Consider the following 20446-nt stretch of genomic DNA (forward strand, 5'->3'; position numbering starts at 1 on the left):
AGGTACTCATGGAATCACCAACGCCCTTACGCCTAAAAGAGGCCCGCAAAGCAGCTGGTTACACGCAACAGCAGTTAGGCATTGCTTTAGGTATGGAGCCCAACACGGCCAGCGCAAGAATGAACCAGTACGAAAAAGGTAAGCATGCACCAGACTTTACAACCATGAAGCGTATTGCAGATGAGTTGGGCGTGCCTGTGGCTTATTTTTATTGTGAAGATAAGACCTTAGCTGAGTTAATACGTGCACTCGGTAAACTTACAGAAGAAGAACAAAAAGAGTTACTCAAAGCTCTAGGTTCTAAAAAATAATAGTGAATCAAATTGAATATGGAAATCAATACAAATTTAATAGAGAGAATCGGGAAAGTTGATGAGGAGCTTTGGCAACTGGAAAATACCCGTCAAATTAACTTCTTTATTGGTCCTAACAACTCAGGTAAAAGCCGAAAACTGAGAGAGTTTTTTACAGGAGCTCGAGAAAGTTGGACTTACGATATCTCAGAACTAAACATACGGTATGTGGCCGATGAGCTTTTAGACTATTTAGAAAAATCTTCTACAGCCCATACGCCATTTACTCTCAATTATATTCATTTAGGAAAGTTAAAACATTGCCTTCAAAAGATTAAAAGCCAGCCAAATAATTTTGAGACTTTGATCGCTACTGTGTATTCAGAATCAAGACATGACTCAGCCTATTCACGAAGAGTTGATGAAGAGGAATTTCGATCAAATTTCATCAAGTGGATTGACACACGTTTTGCTTTGTCAGTGGAAAAATTCACAGTTGAATATCAAACCAGAAACTGGCCTAAAGTTTATATACCGACATTACGAAGCTTGAGGCAGGTAGCGGAAGAGGATATTTTTGAGTTTCGAACCGCTAAAGATTATTTTTCAGCATCATCAAAAGGTGGGGAGATCTTTACTGGGCATAGTCTGTATGAGGATTTGAAGGAGCATTTGCTAGGTTCTCACGATAAACGACAAAAAGTGCGTGAGTTTGAAGAATATCTTTCTGAAAACTTCTTTTTTGGTAACGATATATCGCTCGTACCTATGATCGATAAGGATGTTGTTCATGTTAAAGAGGGTGATGATGAAGATAGACCAATCTACGATTTAGGCGATGGTATACAGTCGATAATCATCTTGACGTTTAAAGTGTTTATGGCCGAAGAACCAACGATGTTCTTTATTGAGGAACCAGAGCATTACCTTCATGCCGGATTGCTGCGCACATTGATAGAAACATTTGCTAAGCACAAAGAGCATATGTTTTTTATGACTACTCATTCAAATCACTTTTTAGACTTAGCTCAGGAGCGTGATGATGTTTCAATACAGCGAGTTTCACGCATCAACGGAGAAACGAAAGTTCAACCAGCATTGGAATTAAGTGATGTACTGTCAGAGTTGGGAGTGCGAGCTTCCTCCGTGCTATTAGCTAATTGCTCAATTTGGGTTGAAGGCGTTACAGATAAGCTTTATTTGCGAACATACCTTAAAAAATATATTGAAGAGCTTGACGATAAGGACCGAGCTAACAAGTTAAAAAGTTTGCATGAGAACCTGCACTATGTGTTTACCGAATATCAGGGAAGCAATATTACTCACTGGGATTTTAGCTCAGATAAGAGTGGAAGTGATGCACAAACACCAGCAAAAAAGTTATCGCAAAATATACTGTTAATCGCTGACGCTGATATTGATGGCAAAGGTGATAGAGTTAAAGCACTTGAGTCTAGCTTAGGCGACAATTTCCTTTTATTAGAATGGAAAGAAATTGAAAACTATATACCGTTTAACCCATTTGTAGAAACGGCCAAACGGCGTTGGGGAACATTTAGAGGCAGAGATGGATGCCATATTGATAACTTCAAAAACCTGACAGAAGATAAGCTTAAATCTGAAACGCGTGGGGTTGGCGCTATTTTGGAATCGTATGTTACTAACAATAGTGGTACCAAAAGAAAGTTCTATAAGGACGATTCGGGGACTATCAAAGACAAAGTTAAGTTTTGCAATACAGCAATTGAAGTGATGAATGAATCTGATGATTGGCAATTGACTCCAGAATTAAGAGACCTTTGCGATAAGATCTGGGCGTTTATTGAGGCACACAACTGCTAGTTGGCATAATGAGTACAACGATGAAAAAAGTGGTAGTTCTAGACGAAGAGCATATGTCTTGGCTCTTATTTCGGTGCGGTGATGAGCACTTTATATCTGTTATAGCTGGAACGGTTGGGGTTTTTACCTTGGAAGTTAAGTTATCAAATGCAGAAGCTGCTCGTTACACTGAAAATGGTAAAAAATATATCGATGAGCTTGCGGATAGTATTCGGTACAACCCTAAGTACTTTGAAAGCCGGTGTATTAAAGGGTTTAGACAGGCATATGATGTTCAATCAGCATTGATAGAGTGGCGAGAACACAAGTAACTTATTTCCTTAATTAAAGTGACATTTCGACTTGCAATAAATAAGTATTCAGCTAAACCTAAACTAAGTTTTCCTTAGTTTGGGTTTTAAATGCAATTCCTTTCTCAAACAACTCCTTATCCAGATGAAACCATTGAAAGCTACTTGCTTCGTTTGTCTCAAGACAATGGTTATCTTGGTTTTGCTGATATGGCCGATATTTTGTGGGATTGGCTGGTAGCGCAAGATCATGAGCTTGAGGGAGCTTTTCCAAACGAGTTGCAATCGGTTGATGTGTATAAGGCATCTCAATCGAGTAATTTTCGGGTTCGAGCGCTGCGATTGGTTGCGCAGTTAGCAGGGGTTGAAGCGTCTGAGCTGCTTAACTTGTGTTGGCTCCGCAGTAATACACAGTTTGGTGCTATTACGGCGGTTTCTCGTGGTGGGTTATTGGTGCCTCGTCAGTTGCTTCGTAAGTCTGGCATTCCTGTTTGTATCGAATGTTTAAAGCAAGTTGCGCACATACCTTACCTTTGGCATTTAAGAGCCTATAAAGCCTGTCATAAGCATAATCAGCTCTTAACTAGAATATGTGGGCATTGTGCTGCGGAAATTGATTACAGAGCGTCTGAGGCGTTTTTAGAGTGTGAGTGTGGTGCTGCAATCAAGCCAGCTGCAAAGGCAAACCAAGCAGATTTAAAATTGGCAAACGCCCTTGCAGGTAACGCCCTTGCAGGTAACGCCGTTGCAAAGCTCGTTGGGCTTATGGCTTGGTTTAGCCAGTGTCAATCTATCAGCTATGATGAAGACGAGTTTAGCGAGTTGTTTGTAAGCTACTTTTCTAACTGGCCCTGTGGGTTTGAGGGTGAACTAATTAGTACTGCTGAACTTGCTAAAGTAAAGCAGCTTAGGCCGTTTAACCACACACCATTTAATGATGTATTTGGTAGTTTGCTTAAAGACAGTAAACTGGCCTGCGCTGGCTCGCACGGCTACAACACGGTGCAGTTGGCCATCATTACATTTTTAACCAAGCTAGTAGAGCAAAACCCTAAGAAAAAACACCCAAACTTAGGTGATCTACTACTCTCTATGCTCGATGCCGCAGTAATTCTTGGCACAAGTACCGAACAAGTGTTTAGGTTATACGAAGAGGGCTTTTTAGCAGCAGTTCAACCACCTAAAAAGAATACGTTTTTAAAGCCGAGCGATAGCGTGTTTTACCTCAGGCAGGTTATAGAGCTACAGCAGTCTTTTGCACCGAACATGCCTAATAACCAACAACAATTTGTACCACCATGGTGATCAATGGAACTGCACACACTACTACAAAATACGCCAAGTAAAGAGCTTACCCAAACGCTACGAGCCGCATTTGCACCATACTCTGAACATGTTGATATAACAGGGAGTGAACCTCAAGCATTGGTGATTTTAATTAACCTCACCTACAAGCGAAAAGACATCAAAGATTTAGCGAGTGTGAGTAGTGCCAAAGCTGCGCTACGCGATGAGCAACACCTTAAAACCTGTATTGATGAAGTAAAGTGGTATCACACCCATAATTTAAAATACCCCGATATTCGAGTTAGCCACCAAAGGCTAATGGCGCAAGTGGTTGATGATGGGCTTAGGGTAGTCAGCAGTGCGAGTTATCCAAGGCAATTTGGCTGGTCGCACGACAGCGCTAAAATTAATCATGCTAAGTTGTTTTTAACAGGCTTTGTTTGGCGTGGTGAATATGTGTGTTTGGCACAGATGCTTGCAAAGCAAGAGGTTTTTTGGGTAGCACAGTTTAGAGAGCTAGGATTACTAAAAAGAGATGTGATTGCAGTGTGTGAGCAAATAGCTGCGCAGCTCCCAAGTGAAGACTTGCCCGAGCAAATCAGTAATTACACCCCTCAGTTACTTATTCCAATAGAGCAAGACTATTTGAGTGTATCGCCCGTTGTAAGTCACGCCGTTTTAGCTGCGCTGCAAATGGCAACGCGCAGCGGTTTGCTTAAACGCGGGGTCATTGAACACAATCGCCCTGCAAATGTGGGAGAGCTACCAAGCGCACTGGGCGGCAGAGTGAACGTGCTTAAATACTTTGCCAAAACTTACAGTGCGACAAGCGTTAACGACTACTACAGCCAAGACGAACACCGGCTTTTTAATGTGTCGGCATTAAATGGCAAAACAGTGAGCGAGGCTTTGCTGGTGCTATCAAAGTCAAAGCCGTTTAATACGCTTAGGCAAAAGCGCTTGGCACGTATTGCTGCAACTAAGGCGCTACGAACAGCACTTTATGGATGGTTAGAAAAGCTTATCAAACTAGCTCAAAACGAAGCGATAAATGACTCAGACCCTGAACCAGTAAAACTTTTAGCCACGCAAGAATACAAGCAGTTAGAGCTTACTTTAAGCCAAGAGCTTAACAGGCAAATGAGTGGGCTTAAATACTTAAAGCGTTACGCTTATCACCCAGAACTAATGCCTATCTTAAAAGCGCAACTTAGTTATGTGCTATCGCATCAAAATAACCAAGAGGATGAATTTGAGGCGGAGCATATTCAGTATGTGCATTGTCAGAATCTGCGAGTCTATAACGCCGAGGCAATGCCGAATGCTTACCTAATGGGTATACCGTCAATCACCGCGCTTGAAGGTTTGGGGCATCAATTTCAACGCAAGCTGCAAAAGCTGTTAGGCAGTGGCGTACATGTGATTGGTGTGGCTGTGTATGTTCGCTCGTACCAATTGCACAACAACAAGCAGTTGCCAGAGCCCAACAAACTCAAAAAAGACGGTCAAAAGCGTGTGCCGCTGCGTTCGGCAATTATGCAAATACCTAAGTGCGATATATGTTTTGATTTGGTGTTTAGAGTGCAAACCAACAACCAAGCTGTTGCTAACGACTTGTCTGAAAGCCTACTCAAAGCGTCATTTCCATCACGTTATGCGGGTGGTACGCTTCATCCTCCATCGTTATATGATCAAGTTGATTGGTGCCAAGTTTATGCAAAACCACTGGCATTGTTTGAGCGCATCCGCTCGTTACCTAAAGGTGGTTCGTGGCTTTATCCAACCTCGGTCGAGGTAAGCAGTTTTGAGGAACTGGCTGAGCAGTTAACGCTGCGACCTACTATGCGGCCAGCTGCACTGGGTTACTTAGCTCTTGAAGAACCAAAACCAAGGCAAAGCTCAATCACCCAGTTACATTGTTATGTTGAGCCTGTTATTGGGTTGCTTGAATGTGTAGATGCGGTCACAGTTCGGCTATCTGGCGCTCGGCATTTTTTTAATCATGGGTTTTGGGCCATGCATTGTAAAAAAGCATCTATGCTTATGAAAAAAGCCAAGTTTGAGTACGACTAATGAAACTCCCGCGCCAGCTCTCATACACCCGCTCACTCTCGCCAGGTAAGGCGGTATTTTTTTATAAAACACCCGAAAGCGATTTTGAACCATTACAAATTGAACGGCAAAAGATCCGAGGTCAAAAGTCAGGCTTCGCTGAAGCCTATAAAAATGAAGCCACACCCAAAGAACTTGCACCGCAAGATTTAGCCTTTGGTAATCCGCACACCATAGAGCTTTGTTATGTGCCGCCCACCGTGCAACAACTCTATTGCCGATTTTCACTCAGAGTAGAAGCAAACAGCCTAGAACCAAATGTATGTGGTGAACCAAAAGTAAGTTATTGGCTCACACGTTTTATGAACACCTACAAGCAGCATGGTGGCTTTGGGGAGCTGGCAAAGCGCTACGCCAAGAACATTCTCATATGCGAGTGGCTATGGCGAAACAAAACATCACCCAATGTAGATTTAGAGATAATTGGCAAAGGGTTTGACCCTATCAGTATTACCAAAGCAAACCGTTTACGCTGGGATGGCAAATGGTGCGAAGCTGAAGACGCGTTGCATACACTCACAGAAGTGCTTCAAACAGGTCTAGAAGACCAATATAGCTTTTGCTTTTTAGAAGTAACCGCCAAGCTCGACACCTACTTTGGACAAGAGGTTTACCCAAGCCAATCATTCGCAGAAAACGATGACGTAGCAAGAACTTACGCTTACACCCAAGTAGCGGGTAAAGACGCAGCCTGCTTTCATTCTCAAAAGGTAGGGGCTGCCATTCAAATGATTGATGACTGGTACGATGAAGACGCAAACAAGCGGCTAAGAATTCACGAATACGGCGCAGACTACAAAAACGTGATTGCCAGACGCGCACCAAGCAACCGATTAGACTTTTATTCACTGCTACCAAAAGTCGCGCTATACGTAAAAGAAATGGAGCAAAACGGCCTAAAAAACCAAGATCAAGCCAGCCATATTCACTACATAGCAGCGGTTTTAATCAAAGGCGGGTTATTCCAAAGGGCCAAAGAATGAGCCGAGCATATTTCACCATTACTTACCTACCAACAAATTGTGATGTAACCCTATTAGCAGGCCGCTGCATTGGCATATTGCACGGTTTTATGAACAAACGAAGTTGCAACCACATTGGTGTAAGCTTCCCTAAATGGACCGACAAACACCTTGGTAATCAAATAGCTTTTGTAAGTAAAGATAGAAGCGCACTTAAAAACCTAAGCCAGCAAAACTATTTTGAAATGATGGCCCACGACAAGCTGTTTGAAATGTCTGATATAAAGCCAGTACCAGTCGATGCCCCTGAAGTACAGATTATCCGCGATCAAAGCTTAGGTAAGTTATGTATGGGTGAAAAACGCCGCCGAATGGAACGCGCAAAACGCAGAGCCGAAGCTCGTGGTGAAGAATATATTCCGCAGTACGTGCCAACCGACACAGAAATTAGCGCATTTCATAAAATCCCCATCGCCAGTAAAAGCAATCAAAACGACTTTGTACTGCATCTAAGGTTAGAGCCAACAGACTCAATACAAAACACCTTTAACAGCTATGGCTTTGCAACAAACAAAGAGCACACAGGCAGTGTTCCGCTATTAGCCTTTTAAATATCAATAGCTTTAGGAGTGCTGTATATCAAAGAGTTACATTGGGGGGATAAAAGAAAGGTTATTTGCCGAAAGTAGGCTTAATTGTATGGAATTTAAAAGATTTTGGTCTAACGTTAATAGTGACCTGCCGAATAGGCAGCTGGAAATTCATCGTGAGCAAATGACATTGGTACCAATGCGTGACCTGCCGAATAGGCAGCTGGAAATTTTCGAGATTATCGGGTATACCAATCAAATAAGTGACCTGCCGCATAGGCAGCTGAAATTAGGCCAGGAAGTAAACAACCACATCGTATGACATACACCTGCCGAAAAGGCAGAGGCCAATTCAAAAGCCCCAGAATTTACTGGGCTTTTTACTAAGGTTAATTCAATACATTAACTTTAGTTGGTGATTGAAACAACAGGAGCACTTCTAGTAAACGAACGCTGAGTGAAACATTTTTTTGAAGGTTGATTTTAATGTACTTGTTTCCAACTTGGTGGTTGTTGAGTAGAGTTGAGTTTCCAAAAAATAAACCCCAGGTAGCTCCTAATTAGTTGATTTATGGTGTCATGCTGCTTGTAGTATCAGTAATTTTGATTAAAAATCACAAGCTGAATGTATCGAGTTCGTTTTGTAGGGAGTCTTTTCGTAATGTCGAGTATTAATTCAGGTGATGGTGAACGTACCGCAATGCTAGGGTATGTTCCGCAGTATGAAATAGCAGCAGGCCTAATATATGAAGCTTTGCTCAATGGAAGTCTTGAATGGTTTCGAGTGGCCGATCCTGATGCGGGAAGCTTGGATGACATACTTATAGCGACTACAGGTAAGCTTGATGCGTATCAGGTAAAGTGGGCGGAATATACTGATGCAATAAGTTATGCCGATTTTGTGAGAGATGGCAAGACTAAAAAGGGAGACGAAAAACTTAGCCTTTTTAAGCAGCTTACAGAAGGTTGGAAGCACTTAAATGAGTATTACAAGGAAAGAACCGTAAAGGTTCATTTGATTCACAAACTAGTACCTAGTTCAAACCCTAAAGCCCAAATTCCTCTGGGTGATACAGCCCCTCAACATGCTCACTTTCAATCATTCTTAAAAGAGTGCTGGTTCGATAGAACATGGTGTGAAACAGGTCTTGATAAAGTAGCTGTATGCTGGAAAGAGGCACTATTGGATCTACAGAAACGGTCAAATTTTAACGATGACCAATTTCTGAATTTCATTCGGTGTTGCGAGCTTGAATTCAATTATAAGCGGCCAGCTGATATTCCTGTAACCAATCAGGGACAAGCAAGAAAACAAGAGGATATTGAAAAAATTTATAACCTCCTGACGAAAATGGCGGGAGGTGAACGCCGAATTATTGAGCTATCCAAAGATGACATGTTGGATAGATTGTCATGGAGCCATAGGTTTAAGCACAAGTTTGTTCACGAATTTCCTATCGATCGAACCTATCAGGAAATTGAAGAAACTGTGAATGCTATATCTGATGTCTTATCACAAACCAAACAAGGGTATGTCGCCTTGCTTGGAAGCCCTGGTTCGGGAAAGTCAACAACGCTTACCCATACTTTAAAGTATAAAGCAGGATATAAATTAGTTAGATATTACGCATATGTTCCCGATAGCACTTACCAAGGGCGTGGTGAAGCGACAACTTTTCTTCATGACATCACCTTGTCGCTAAGAAATCACGGCTTTCGTGGTGAAAGTACCGGGCAGCCTAGTTCAAGAGAAGAATACTTGTCGTTATTAGGGGAGCAGCTTCAGCAAGCCCATGAGAAATGGAAAAATGATGGCGTGATCACCATTATTATGGTCGATGGGTTAGATCATATTCAGAGAGAGCAAAATCCTCTACAGAGCTTGTTGTCAGATTTGCCCCCTCCTAACACTGTGCCTGACGGTGTGATATTTATTCTAGGTAGTCAAACGCTGGAGTTGAACGATCTCTCTGACACCATAAAGGAGCATGTCAGCCATGAAGGTCGAACCATTGTTATATCTCCTCTGACTCGGCCAAACGTCTATGCAGCCATAAACGAATGGCCAGGTTGCTCCGAACTAACAGATGATAATAAGAAGAAAATTTTCGAAAAATCATTGGGGCACCCACTATCTTTGATTTATCTGCTGCAATTTATTACTGACAGTTCAGGTAGGGATTTTGATGAAGCTATTGATGAGTTTCCTCTTTACCAAGGACATATTGAGCAGAGCTACTCAGTTTATTGGCGACAAATAGAGAGCAATCAGAACCTTGTTGACTTGCTTGCTTTATTGTCAAGATTGAGGGTGCCAATAAATACTCAAGTGCTTGAGAAATGGTCTGATCATTCAACTATTCGCGATTTTATATCGAGTGCATCGCACTATTTTAAGAAAGACAGTGATGTAAGTTGGCGATTTTTCCACAATAGTTTCAGGCAGTTTATTTTGGATAAAACTAGCCGGAATCTATTTGGTAATTTTGATGGTTCAAAAAATATAGAGTATCACAAGATATTAGCTGAGTATTGCCACCAGTCGTCTGATGATAGTGACCCAATGCGATGGGAGGCTATTTATCATCTTTTTAATGCTCAGCAAATGGAAGCTGTTATTGAAGCTGGGACTCAAAGTTATTTTAGAAAACAGTTCTTTAGTCTTCGGAATATTTCGAGTGTGACCGGTGATGTTGATGCTGTTCTATTGTCGGCGAAAGAGCTGAATAATCCTCTTGCCATAGTGAGGTGTATCTTAATTGAGTGCGAGCTCAGAGAGCGAAGAGATGCTCTTAATGAAGTTGATGTACTAAATCTCCTGTTTTCATCTGAAGGAATAAGTTCAGCGCTTAATTATATTTTTGACGGAGAACTACTAAGGGTAGATGATTCTGAAGCGCTCAAATTTTCTAAGGTTCTTGCTCAGAACAGCTTTTTTAGCGAAGCTAAAAGGATCTTTGAGTCTGCTGAGCCTCTAGGCTATTTGTCGGGTGGGGATGCAGTTGATCCGCATCATGGTGGATCTGAAGATTTGAAACGATGGGTGGATGTGGCTCATTATTTCATACCGCTAGGTGACCTCGTATCGACTATACACCAAACGAAGTATGAAAATAATGATGTAGGGGCATGGGGCAACAATGACGAAGATCTGCATGCTCGCTTAATGAGACGGTTGGTCAATGGTGTTTATGAAACAAAAGACGAAGAAAGAATAGGTGAGCTTTTCACTTTCTTGTCAGAAAACGAAGAGCACTTTGATAGCCTGATAAATTTATGTTTTTCCATATGCATTAACCAATATCCATCGGCTTTGATAGGGACCGCATTCGAGGCGGTTATTGACTGGTCTGAAAACGATGACTTGGATTTTTCAGAAAAGCTGTTGGTTGCTGAACTGGATTACAGAGCCAATGGATGTATAGATAAAGCTAAAGCCTGGTTTGAAAACTTAGAACAGCCAAACCTTTATAAACATGGCGTGTATGGTCAATGGAAGAACTTAAGTCCATTCGCAGATAGAATTCGTCTTAATAGACTGCGAGCCGCGCTGGGCCAAGATGTTGACCCGGTTAAGATGGTTCCAAAAGAAAGTGAAGAAAAGTATACAGGAAACGTTTTATTTGAACGTGCTTTAGTCAGATTCTCAAGTATTTGGGGACGAGGTTGGGCTGGAGAGAAGCTACTGCCAAGTTTTATTGTTCAAGAGATAAAGCCCTCCTTTGAGTTGTTACGAAAGCCTTACAACCAAACAAGAGATTGGATTGGGTGGTATGAGTTTGAATCAGCTGCTGTAGATTACTTTAACTTCGCGATAAGGGCTACATCTCAGCACGGGCATGATTGTATCTTGGCTCTAGCTGATGCTTTTAGAAAAGACTGGAATAGACGATATTGGCCTACTAGCTGGCGAAGAGAAATTGCTTTCACTTTGTATAAGGAAGGATATCACAAGGATGGTTTGGTTGACGTACTGAATCAAATAGAAAAAGAGATACCTGATTTCGACGACATTCACTCCAAAATATCCGAGTACTATGAACTTTCTATAATGTGGTCAAAGATTGGTGAATCTAATCGAGCAGCTAGTCTGTTACCAAAAATTTTCACGGGATCTTTTGGAATATATCATAGGAAAGATAGGCAGTTTTCTCATTGGGTAATGTGGCTAGGTAAGTTGATCAATCAATATCCTGATTTGGCCTATGATGAAATATGTCGATTTTCTATGGCGTTAGTAAATTTAGAGCAATCGGGAAATGGTCGTGGTACGCAAGAAGCAGGACTTGATCTCATCACTATTATCACTCGTTGGAACCCGCAATATGGCTTAAAGCTTTTGAGATGGGTATTCGACCATAAAGGACTTGATTATGCTCCGGGCCTAACAGGGTTGCTGTCTGGAATACTTGATAGACCTAACCCGCCATTTAAAGAAATATCAGTGATGGCGAGAAAGCTACTGATTCCTTTCGAAGAGTACAACCCTTCGGATCTGCCTAAAAAATTGGTGTCTCGTTGCTGCCAATCTTCTGATGATGGCGTGGCGGATGTGGTAGAAGAACTTATTACATCTATTAAGACACATCTATTACCTTCAAATCGGTACTTGTGGTTAGAAGGGGTGGCGCTTGGCGTCAGGGAAGCGGGGTTAGACAATAGTTTTTATGCATCAATGGCGATTTCTACCCCCCAAGCAAAACATGTTACTCATGAATCCTCTCTGACATTGAAATCTGGGTATAAACTGACAGATGAAGAAGCGCAGCTGAAAGTAAATTCTTCTGAAAGCCTATTTCAGCTTCTTCGAACTGTGGAATCCGTCGATTATTTCCGCTGGATGAATTTGATTCAACCATTCTTAAAAGGTATGAGTGCCCCTCAGTTGGAGGAACTTCATATGCTATTAAAGCCATTCAAGCCAGATAATAATGTTGTTTCTTGCATTGCTCGCGCCTTGTCTTCACATGGTGAAGTGGATAAAGCGAATAGCTTATTTGAAGGTTTATTCGATAATTCAGATGCTAAAGGCTGGGATTTGCATTGGGATGGGGGGTCTAGGCAGTCGGTATTTAGAGCCCTTGTTGAAATTGATGCTAAACAGTGGCGACCTAAAGCGCTCGCTTCTTTAGTGGATGATTATATTGGTGAATATAGGTATCCAAGTAGTTTAATTTGGAACTTAAAAGAAATTGTCGAAATTATCTTTGAGGATAAAGATGCCCTGCCGATTTGGAAGGAAATCAAAGAACATGCATACCAGCTAGATGCTTTTGAAAAAAATACTGAGAAACCACCGGCACTGTTAGATGACATTGGCGAGAAGGAAGACGCTAGCTTACTCATTGAGTTTGCATTCGATATGCTCGATGTCGCCATTCCTGAATTAGGGGATATGGCTCATCAGGCAATAATTGATTTGGCTAAAATTGAAGTAAATTGGCCAGAAATTCGTAAGCAAATAGCTAATAGAATAGACCGAATTGGATTGACGCAAGTAAAAATAGTGTCTTTGTTAAGTAGCTTGGCGAAGGATTTCAAAGAATTTGTTTTTCAATTTGAGGGTGAAGTATCTTCACTCTGTGCGTCGGAAGACTTTAGCGTAAGGATGACAGCTTTAGAGTTGGCTAGTAGGTTAGAATTAGAAGGTAAACTACCTCCAGAAGAGCGTTCAAAACTGCCCTTGGTATACGAACTGGAGTTACCAGAAATAAAGAATAGAAAGGAAGCTATTCCGTTTTCCGCCATTCGACCTGGGGAAACATTTCCAGATGTTGATGATCCGATTGAGCTGCTTAGGCCTTTATTAACTGAAGCGAAGCTTGTAGCTGATATGTCAAACGTGCCATTTGAGAATCTGGCCTACAGAGCTGCCGATTTAATGAAAACTCTTGTCCCGGAGAGTGAGTGGAATAAGCAGGCAGAAGAAGCTTATAGAAAATGGATGAAAGGGATTGGGCTTGAGCTGACCTATCATAGGTTACGGCCTAAAGTAGCAAAGCTTGCACTCTCTTATGTAGTATGCGAGTTGTTAGATGCAGGGAGAATACCTCCTCAAGGAATTGATCTTCTGCGAGATATTTTCAAACGTAGTGATGAATTGTTATTAGTGCTTGAGCCTAGTATTCGACCTGAGTGTATTGTTATACCGAAGGCAAAAGATCGAGAAGTATCCTATAAGCACGATGAATGGTTAGAAGATATTGAACAAGGTATTACACAATTCGTTGATAGGAGCGACACTGGGAAACAAATTATTGGTGAACTAACAGCCTGGAGCTGGCTAGATTGGGATTTGCCAACTGAAATTCGAATGTCTAACGTTTGTCATCCAGGGTTGAATGAAGATATGGACATTACGTCACCTTCTGCTTTATTTCCAAGCATGATGCATTGGTCTGCTATTGATTATCCTGAAATGACTGCTACTCGAGAGCCATCACTGGTCATTTATGGTACAGGTTCATACATTGATCATGGAGGCATTGAGTGGTTAGCATTAAATCCATCGATAGGTTTTTCTTTAGGGTGGTCTATTTCCGAGAAAGGACTTTTTCGCTGGGTTGATGAAAAGGGCAACATAATGGTTGAAAGCATCCACTGGAAAGATGGCCCTGTTTCTCGACAGCCTCCTAAAATGGATGATATTTGCTCTAATGGCTGGTTAGTCGTTGCTTCAGACGAAGCAATAGCAAAAATCCGAGAAAATATTGGTCATGCAGCTAAGGTTAATGCTGTGGTACGTAGTTATGGCCGTAATACATATGAACCTAAAACTATTTCTATCCAACACAGAGTGAATTGGTAGAACTACTATTATTTTGGAATCAACAACTATTTGTAAACCAGTGTGTTGCTATAGGTTTGTCATTCTACCAACTTAAATAGCGGTGTTATACTGATGTTCAGTATTTTGCGTAGCGAAAGTAAAATAGCTATTTCGCAAAGTAGCAGCTGCAGATAATGTATCTAACGGGGCAAGGCCCCGTTGTATCGATAACACCTTCACAAGTCAGACTATTTGATTTTGAAGTGAGAAATCCACACTTGCATCTGTTACTATTATTCTCTCATTTGAACAGTCTCAAGTGTCACAAGGTTTACTTAGAACTGGTTGCTAAATTTTAGTCATTTTTTGCAAGTTTACACTTCAATTTTATGCCAACTTATACTTCAAATATGTTTTTAAGTGATTGAAGTTTCATTGTTGTTTATGTCAACTTACACTTCAATCACCAATTTTCCACCGTTAAAACCGATATTCATCCCTTTTATTTCAAATAGTTATAATACATTCTTAGCTCGATTGATTTTTCTTGCTCATTAACTAAACGTACACGGCTAATCAAGGCGGTCCATCAACACAAACCATCCGTAATCGCACAGGAAAGCATTTTCAGCAATTAATTGAGGCTTGGGCAGCCTATGCAGGCGCGACGTGTAAAAAGCCACTCTCAGTGCGCCAAAAGCAGTTATTGAACAGCAACGACCAACATATTCTGGATGCCATCGACGACCCTGTGATTAGAGCCGTAGTCGGCTCTTTGATTGCCGAACGTAACAAATACCGTGACCAGCTCAATACATTAAAAGCCAACTCAGACTTGTTTATAGACAGAACCAAAGGCGATAAAACCAACACCACACTTGAAAACAAACAACTGGTACCGCTGGAAGTTGAAGCCATCCAAGCCGCAATTTCTGATGAATTTTTCAATAAACAAGGCTGGGAAGTTATGCCCACGGGGCAAGTCAAAGATGCTGATGGGAATGAAATTTATAAGCGTGGATATGTGTCCACTCCCCCGTTAGTGAGACACCTGTAAACTAGAGTTTTCCAACTTTGCTCGGTAAGCTGCGGGCGGCAGGTTACCAAGGCTTTCATGTGTGCGTTCTTCGTTGTAATCTAATCGCCAGAACCACACCATTTCTTTTACTTGATTGATACTTTCAAACAAGTAAGCATCTAAAAATTCTCGTCTAAATGAGCCATTAAACCGCTCAACAAACCCGTTTTGCTGTGGCTTCCCTGGCTGGATATAAACTAATTCGATGTTATGCGCTTCGCACCAATCAGTTAAACGTGCTGAGATTAATTCAGGCCCGTTATCTACTCGAATTTGTTTCGGTAAACCGCGCTCTGCTTTCAATTGTTCAAGCGTTCGAACAACTCGTTCTGCTGGTAATGAGGTATCTACTTCAACAGCTAAGCACTCACGAGTGCCTTCATCAACAATATTGAGCGTTCTGAATCGTTTTCCGCAGTATAAAGAATCATGCATAAAATCTAAGGCCCATTGATGATTAGCTTGAGCGACAACATCTAATGGCTGTGCAACTCGTTTTGGCAACACGCGTTTCACTCTACGCTTTAAGTTCAAACCCATTTGGCAATACACCCGATAAACGCGCTTATGGTTAAACGGATAACCTTTAAAACGAAGACGCCCATAGCATTTCCAGAACCCAGCTCTGGGAGACTTTTTTAATTCTGCATTGATCGCATCAATGACAGCTGCGTCAGCCTTTCGCCAGTCTTGTTCTGGGCGGTAGTAGGTAGCGCGACCAATACCCACAAACTTGCACGCTTTTAAAATACTTATACCCGCTTGAACCAGTGTGCTGGCGCAACTTCGCTTCTGCGTTGTCACCAACCCTTTTTTGCGAATAACTCCTTTATCGCATGGTTTTCTAGGCTGACATCTGCGTACATCTTTTTAAGCTTGGCATTCTCTTCTTCAAGCTCTTTCAAGCGCTTAACGTCTGACGCTTCCATCCCGCCATATTTGGCTTTCCAGTTGTAATACGTAGCACTGCTGATCCCATGCTTGCGGCACACTTCTTCAACCTTCATACCCGCATCTGTTTCTTTGAGCACAGCTATGATCTGAGATTCTGTAAAACGTGACTTTTTCATCGTTGTCTCCTGATTGTGATATTACAGAAAACTCTAATTAAACATGTCTCATGTTAAGGGAAGTGGACAATACTAATTCCTATCTTATTTAAAATAAAAACTCATTCTCAGTTCATTAGATCAATAGTACTCCTTGTACTAATCTACTAAAACTCTTCAGCACTAATTGGTTTAGTTACCGTGTTAGTCAAAGTTCTTGCGCAAGTTAAAACAGATAATTCAAGGGAGTTTGGTTTTTACCCCCCTTAAAGTTTAGCTTTTGCATCAGCCTCTTCGCTCTAACGCAGTGCTCTTTTAGTCATGCCTGACGTTTTGATTTTTGTTACATGATTGAAAAATGCCTCTATCGTTGGGCTAAATTGGGTGTGATCTAAACTGTCTCCATGATCTGCGCCTTGTAGTAAAACTAGTTTCTTGTATGAGGCGTGGGTCGCGGATTGGTATATGGTTTTCATCAATTGAGGTGGCGTTACTTGGTCATCTGAACCGGATATAAATAAAATGGGGCGAGTAAGATTCTCGATGGAGCGGGTGTTACTTATTGCTTTTAATGCTGGGCTTGCTTGTACATTAACCATTAACTTGGCATAAGTTGGCACGTTGGCATCTATCCAGCTTTGGATATCAGGGGCGGTTGAGTCGAGTATTAAAGAATCAACCGGATGTGATGCCGCAACCTCTGATGCCACAAAGCCGCCTAATGAAAAGCCGTATACATTAAGTGTGGTATTTTGTGTACTTGGATGGCCTGCAACGAAAAGGTAAAATTCGTTAGCTGCTTTTTTGAGTGACTCAACGGTTAAAGGGCCATTATTGTTACCCATTCCTGGGTACTCTATAACAAACAGGTTTCTCTTTGGTGAGAGCAATTTTATAAGTTCTTTGAGATCAGGCGCTAGATGAAAGCCATTGCCTGGAAATATGAGTAACGATTCATTTGCTGAGTGAGCCAACAGTGATGCAACTTGAACATTTGACTCTTGGAGCGAGGTGATATTTAGCTGGTGTGAAGTTAGTTGGCTTTGCAATTTCAGCAAATCAAATTTAGATATCTCGTTGAATCGTTCGCTTTGTTGTGTTTTGTATTTCTCTGTTACGCTCCAGAGGTCATCTTTACTGTGCACCAAACCTTGTTCTACCAATTTTTCCAGCGTTGCCGTGAGCTGAGACTGGGAGTAGGACGCACTGTTGGCGAGCTTGGCAATAGAACTACGCTCGTGCGTCACAAGGTGATACAAAACTTCTTGTTGCTTGTCTCGCAGGAAGTTATCTTCAGTAATGTGAATGGTTGAACATGAACAAACGAGCGCGCACAAGAGAATAATAAGAACATTATTTAATACGTTACTTTTGGCCATTTTATAGTTCCTTGGATAGATTTAAACTGGTTATGAGTGAGTCCATTAATTGTTCGACTTCTTTTGAAGTCTCAAGCTTTTTGGTCGTTAATCGACTAGATAAATCGGGCAGATAAATCCAATGTTCTGGCGATTTTTTCAGCTTTTCTTCTAACGAATTCATAGAGTGGCATGTTTGAACGTAAAGGTCATGCTCAGGGTTTTCAGAGGCGTTTAATTTGAACGGTTTTTCAATATCAATAACAACGCGTCCAAAAGTCGAATTTTTTACATAGGCATGCACAATTAATGCTGATGATTTTCTGGCTAAATAAGCGGTGCCAGTCATTGCGCAAGAAAGATGTGAAAAGAATGGCACGTATATGGTTTGGCCGTTTATCTCAAAAACGTCAGGCATCATGGTCAAAGCTTGGTTTTGCTTGAGTGCTCTAAGGGCTTTAATAACCCCTCGGTTGTTATTGAAAATAGGCGAAAAGTTATAACCAAGTGCCCCGATAATAGCTTTGTACGACTTTGTAGAGCTATTTTTTTCGGGTGGATCATAGAATGCATGTACCTTTTTAAGGCCATTTAGTTCCTTGCAAATTTTCATGCAGCCAATTGCAAAAGGGCCGTAATGTGGAGTAACAAATATGATAGGGCCCGAATGCGCTTTGCAGGCTTTCCAGTATTCTTCATTACTAAAGCTAACGTGCCGATCAAGGTACTGTTCAAGGTCATATGAACCTTTTAAGATTGAACGATACAGGGCCTGAGTTGTGCGCTTTGACAGGAAGTACTGAAAAACTTTTGCAATGGACTTTTTGCGAGAGAAACAGATAAATTTACAGTTATCAAATACGCTGTTAGACACGGTTCGATTTTTAAATATATCGTATAGTGAGGTAATAAAAAGCTGAGACTGCTTTATAAAAGTGATCATTTGCTTTCTCCTTCTAGCAGCTCAAACATTCTTCTTTTTTGATTTTCAGCTTTATGTAGTATCGCTGAATAACGGTTTCTATTCGCCTTTTCTTGGGCGTTTATATAATGTTGTAGTGTTAGAAGACGATGAATCTCAACCTGTAATGTAAACAGAAATGAGAGTTGCCTTAAAGCGTTGTGGTCACCGACTGCACTTAATAGAGACAGGTATTCCTGCATAACTGTTTGCAACGGCATGTTGGCTGTTGGTGCAATGAAAAAATGGACTGTATTAGGGGTATAGAAAGGAATAACCAAATCAGCCTGCTTATGAGTCAATAGCAGCTCAATAAAGGCTGGAATAATAAACCTTTGCTCTTTGTAGACCATTGTTCTGCATGACGAGACCGTGTGCGGTAGCAACTCGGGTGTGACCACAACAATTTTAGGGGAAGTATCTTGAGCGTTAAGTTGTTTAATTACTTCAGTGGTTGAGCAAGTGGTGATATTATGAGCTGCATATTCTTGTAAATGGGTGTTTTTTAGTATCAATATTTGTTCTTTGCGATTAGAAAGCAGCGTTACAAATGAAGTGGTAAAAACTTTAGTAGGAATGAACACTAACTTTATATGTGACTGACATGCATCAAGCTTGGTTTCTAGTGACTTTAAGCTAATCATCTATTTATCTCCGTCTTTATTCTCTGGGCAAATGAAAAAGCAGCTATACATTTTGAAGCAGTAGAAAAGTAGCCCACATAAAATAAGCATGGGAAATAACAAAGAACCAATAAACGAAAGTAGTATCTCAAGTTTGGTTAATATACTCTCACTGAGTGAAAGCTCTTTTACGAAAGCAATGTAGCTTGTAGGAATAGATACTTGATAAGCGCTAACCAGCTTACCTAGCAAGTAGATCATAAAGCAAGTGAAAAGCAGCATGCAAATGGAGTAGGTTATTATTAAAAAGCTAGTGTCTGGCTTTTTTAAGTTCTTTTTAAATGTGATTGTTGAATAGTATTGAATCGTTTGTTTTACTTTTTTATGTAAGTTAACAGTGCCACTTAGATCGCTCATAAACCAATAGCCATCAAACTTAAAAAATGGATTTATTGTATGTATCATGGTAATCGAAATTAAGTGAGATAACGTTATTAAAGTAGCAGAAGGGGAGGATAATATTAATATGTCTATTATTATAAGATATAGTGATTGAAAATATAATCCAGATATATCAACAATTGCTCTGTGTTTTTTGTTTAGCTTCCATGCGTTGGTCACATCGGTATAAAAAGCAGGAAATATAAGGTACAACCCAAAACCGATCCCGCCGGGTTTTTGTCCGAACTTTGCACATGATGAGGCGTGGCCTAATTCATGAATAACAAAACTCAATATAAAAAGTGGAATAAATATGAGCCATGCATACCAAGACGTTAGGCCGTGTTCTAATTGCGGTATGGAGTAGAGAACCATTGGGTGTAGTAAACAGAACACTGTCAGTATTAATATGGCTAATCGCTTATTGACCAGTCCTTTTAGTAAGTCAGTGATTTTTTGCAGGCTGTTTTGAGAAATTAACTCAACGCTAATAATAAAGGGCGGTCTAGGCTTGTCTATAGGTTGGTTTTCAAAAAAGCAATTAGGTAGGTTTTTCTCTAGTTTTTCTTTTAAGTTTTCACCGTCTCTGTTTTCGTTTGTTTTTTCATTGTTAAGTTGATAACTTTTAGCCCTATTAATTAAGCCAATAACCTCCTCAGAGACCAAGTAGTTTTTTGAGTCGATAGAAACTAAATACCGATTCTTTTCTTTGACTTTGTCGAATAAGGATATTTCTATATCTTCCCTTATTTTGGGTATCGAACAATCCATGTTTTAATACTCCTGACATA

The 20446-nt window shown here is 40.9% G+C and carries 13 protein-coding genes and 1 pseudogene; 9 read left to right on the forward strand and 5 right to left on the reverse strand.

All coding sequences use genetic code 11. The features are described 5' to 3' along the window. Nucleotides 1–8: 8 nt before the first annotated feature. The 9 genes and pseudogenes from L1070_RS03530 to gmtX form a co-directional block, all read left to right on the forward strand. The gene (locus L1070_RS03530) at nt 9–311 is read left to right on the forward strand and encodes a helix-turn-helix transcriptional regulator (protein WP_237124518.1); all 303 of its coding nucleotides are present in this window, start codon (nt 9–11) and stop codon (nt 309–311) included. A gap of 18 nt (nt 312–329) precedes the next feature. Continuing rightward, nucleotides 330–2135 (forward strand): ATP-binding protein, encoded by a 1806-nt coding sequence (locus tag L1070_RS03535; protein WP_237124519.1) that lies wholly within the window; start codon nt 330–332, stop codon nt 2133–2135. A gap of 20 nt (nt 2136–2155) precedes the next feature. After that, a complete protein-coding gene (locus L1070_RS03540; protein WP_237115944.1) occupies nt 2156–2446 on the forward strand; it encodes a hypothetical protein in 291 nt (96 codons plus the stop codon). Between the two features lie 90 nt (nt 2447–2536). Continuing rightward, a complete protein-coding gene (locus L1070_RS03545; protein ID WP_237124520.1) occupies nt 2537–3730 on the forward strand; it encodes a TniQ family protein in 1194 nt (397 codons plus the stop codon). 3 nt (nt 3731–3733) lie between these two features. After that, nucleotides 3734–5785 (forward strand): type I-F CRISPR-associated protein Csy2, encoded by a 2052-nt coding sequence (locus L1070_RS03550; RefSeq protein ID WP_237124521.1) that lies wholly within the window; start codon nt 3734–3736, stop codon nt 5783–5785. Further along, nucleotides 5785–6807, forward strand: a complete 1023-nt coding sequence (csy3, locus tag L1070_RS03555; RefSeq protein WP_237124522.1) for a type I-F CRISPR-associated protein Csy3 — start codon at nt 5785–5787, stop codon at nt 6805–6807. Before L1070_RS03550 ends, csy3 begins: the two co-directional genes overlap by 1 nt. Next, on the forward strand, nt 6804–7397 hold the full coding sequence (cas6f, locus tag L1070_RS03560) for a type I-F CRISPR-associated endoribonuclease Cas6/Csy4 (protein ID WP_237124523.1): 594 nt from the start codon (nt 6804–6806) through the stop codon (nt 7395–7397). Before csy3 ends, cas6f begins: the two co-directional genes overlap by 4 nt. Before the next feature lie 640 nt (nt 7398–8037). Further along, nucleotides 8038–14184 carry a hypothetical protein gene (locus L1070_RS03565; RefSeq protein WP_237124524.1) on the forward strand — a complete coding sequence of 2049 codons (6147 nt, stop codon included), beginning with the start codon at nt 8038–8040 and terminating at the stop codon, nt 14182–14184. A gap of 541 nt (nt 14185–14725) precedes the next feature. Then, nucleotides 14726–15202 (forward strand): annotated as a pseudogene (gene gmtX, locus L1070_RS03570) (gamma-mobile-trio protein GmtX); the annotation flags it as partial. Here gmtX and L1070_RS03575 read toward each other — a convergent pair. The 5 genes from L1070_RS03575 to L1070_RS03595 all read right to left on the reverse strand — a co-directional run bounded on the left by L1070_RS03575 (nt 15185) and on the right by L1070_RS03595 (nt 20426). Further along, a protein-coding gene (locus L1070_RS03575) for an IS3 family transposase (RefSeq protein ID WP_237124526.1) occupies nt 15185–16293 on the reverse strand; the annotation gives its coding sequence in 2 pieces (ribosomal slippage) (nt 15185–16047 and nt 16047–16293; 1110 coding nt in all). The pseudogene gmtX and the gene L1070_RS03575 sit on opposite strands and share 18 nt — an antisense overlap. Before the next feature lie 278 nt (nt 16294–16571). Next, a complete protein-coding gene (locus tag L1070_RS03580; protein WP_237124527.1) occupies nt 16572–17651 on the reverse strand; it encodes an alpha/beta fold hydrolase in 1080 nt (359 codons plus the stop codon). 1 nt (nt 17652) lies between these two features. Next, the gene (locus L1070_RS03585) at nt 17653–18573 is read right to left on the reverse strand and encodes a lysophospholipid acyltransferase family protein (protein ID WP_237124528.1); all 921 of its coding nucleotides are present in this window, start codon (nt 18571–18573) and stop codon (nt 17653–17655) included. Further along, on the reverse strand, nt 18570–19235 hold the full coding sequence (locus L1070_RS03590; RefSeq protein ID WP_237124529.1) for a hypothetical protein: 666 nt from the start codon (nt 19233–19235) through the stop codon (nt 18570–18572). The genes L1070_RS03585 and L1070_RS03590 overlap by 4 nt, the downstream gene beginning before the upstream one ends. Next, a complete protein-coding gene (locus L1070_RS03595) occupies nt 19236–20426 on the reverse strand; it encodes a hypothetical protein (RefSeq protein ID WP_237124530.1) in 1191 nt (396 codons plus the stop codon). Nucleotides 20427–20446 lie beyond the last annotated feature (20 nt).

Origin of the sequence: Pseudoalteromonas sp. MMG022 (genome assembly GCF_021654245.1) — a bacterium.
GTDB classification, from domain to species: Bacteria; Pseudomonadota; Gammaproteobacteria; order Enterobacterales; family Alteromonadaceae; genus Pseudoalteromonas; species Pseudoalteromonas amylolytica.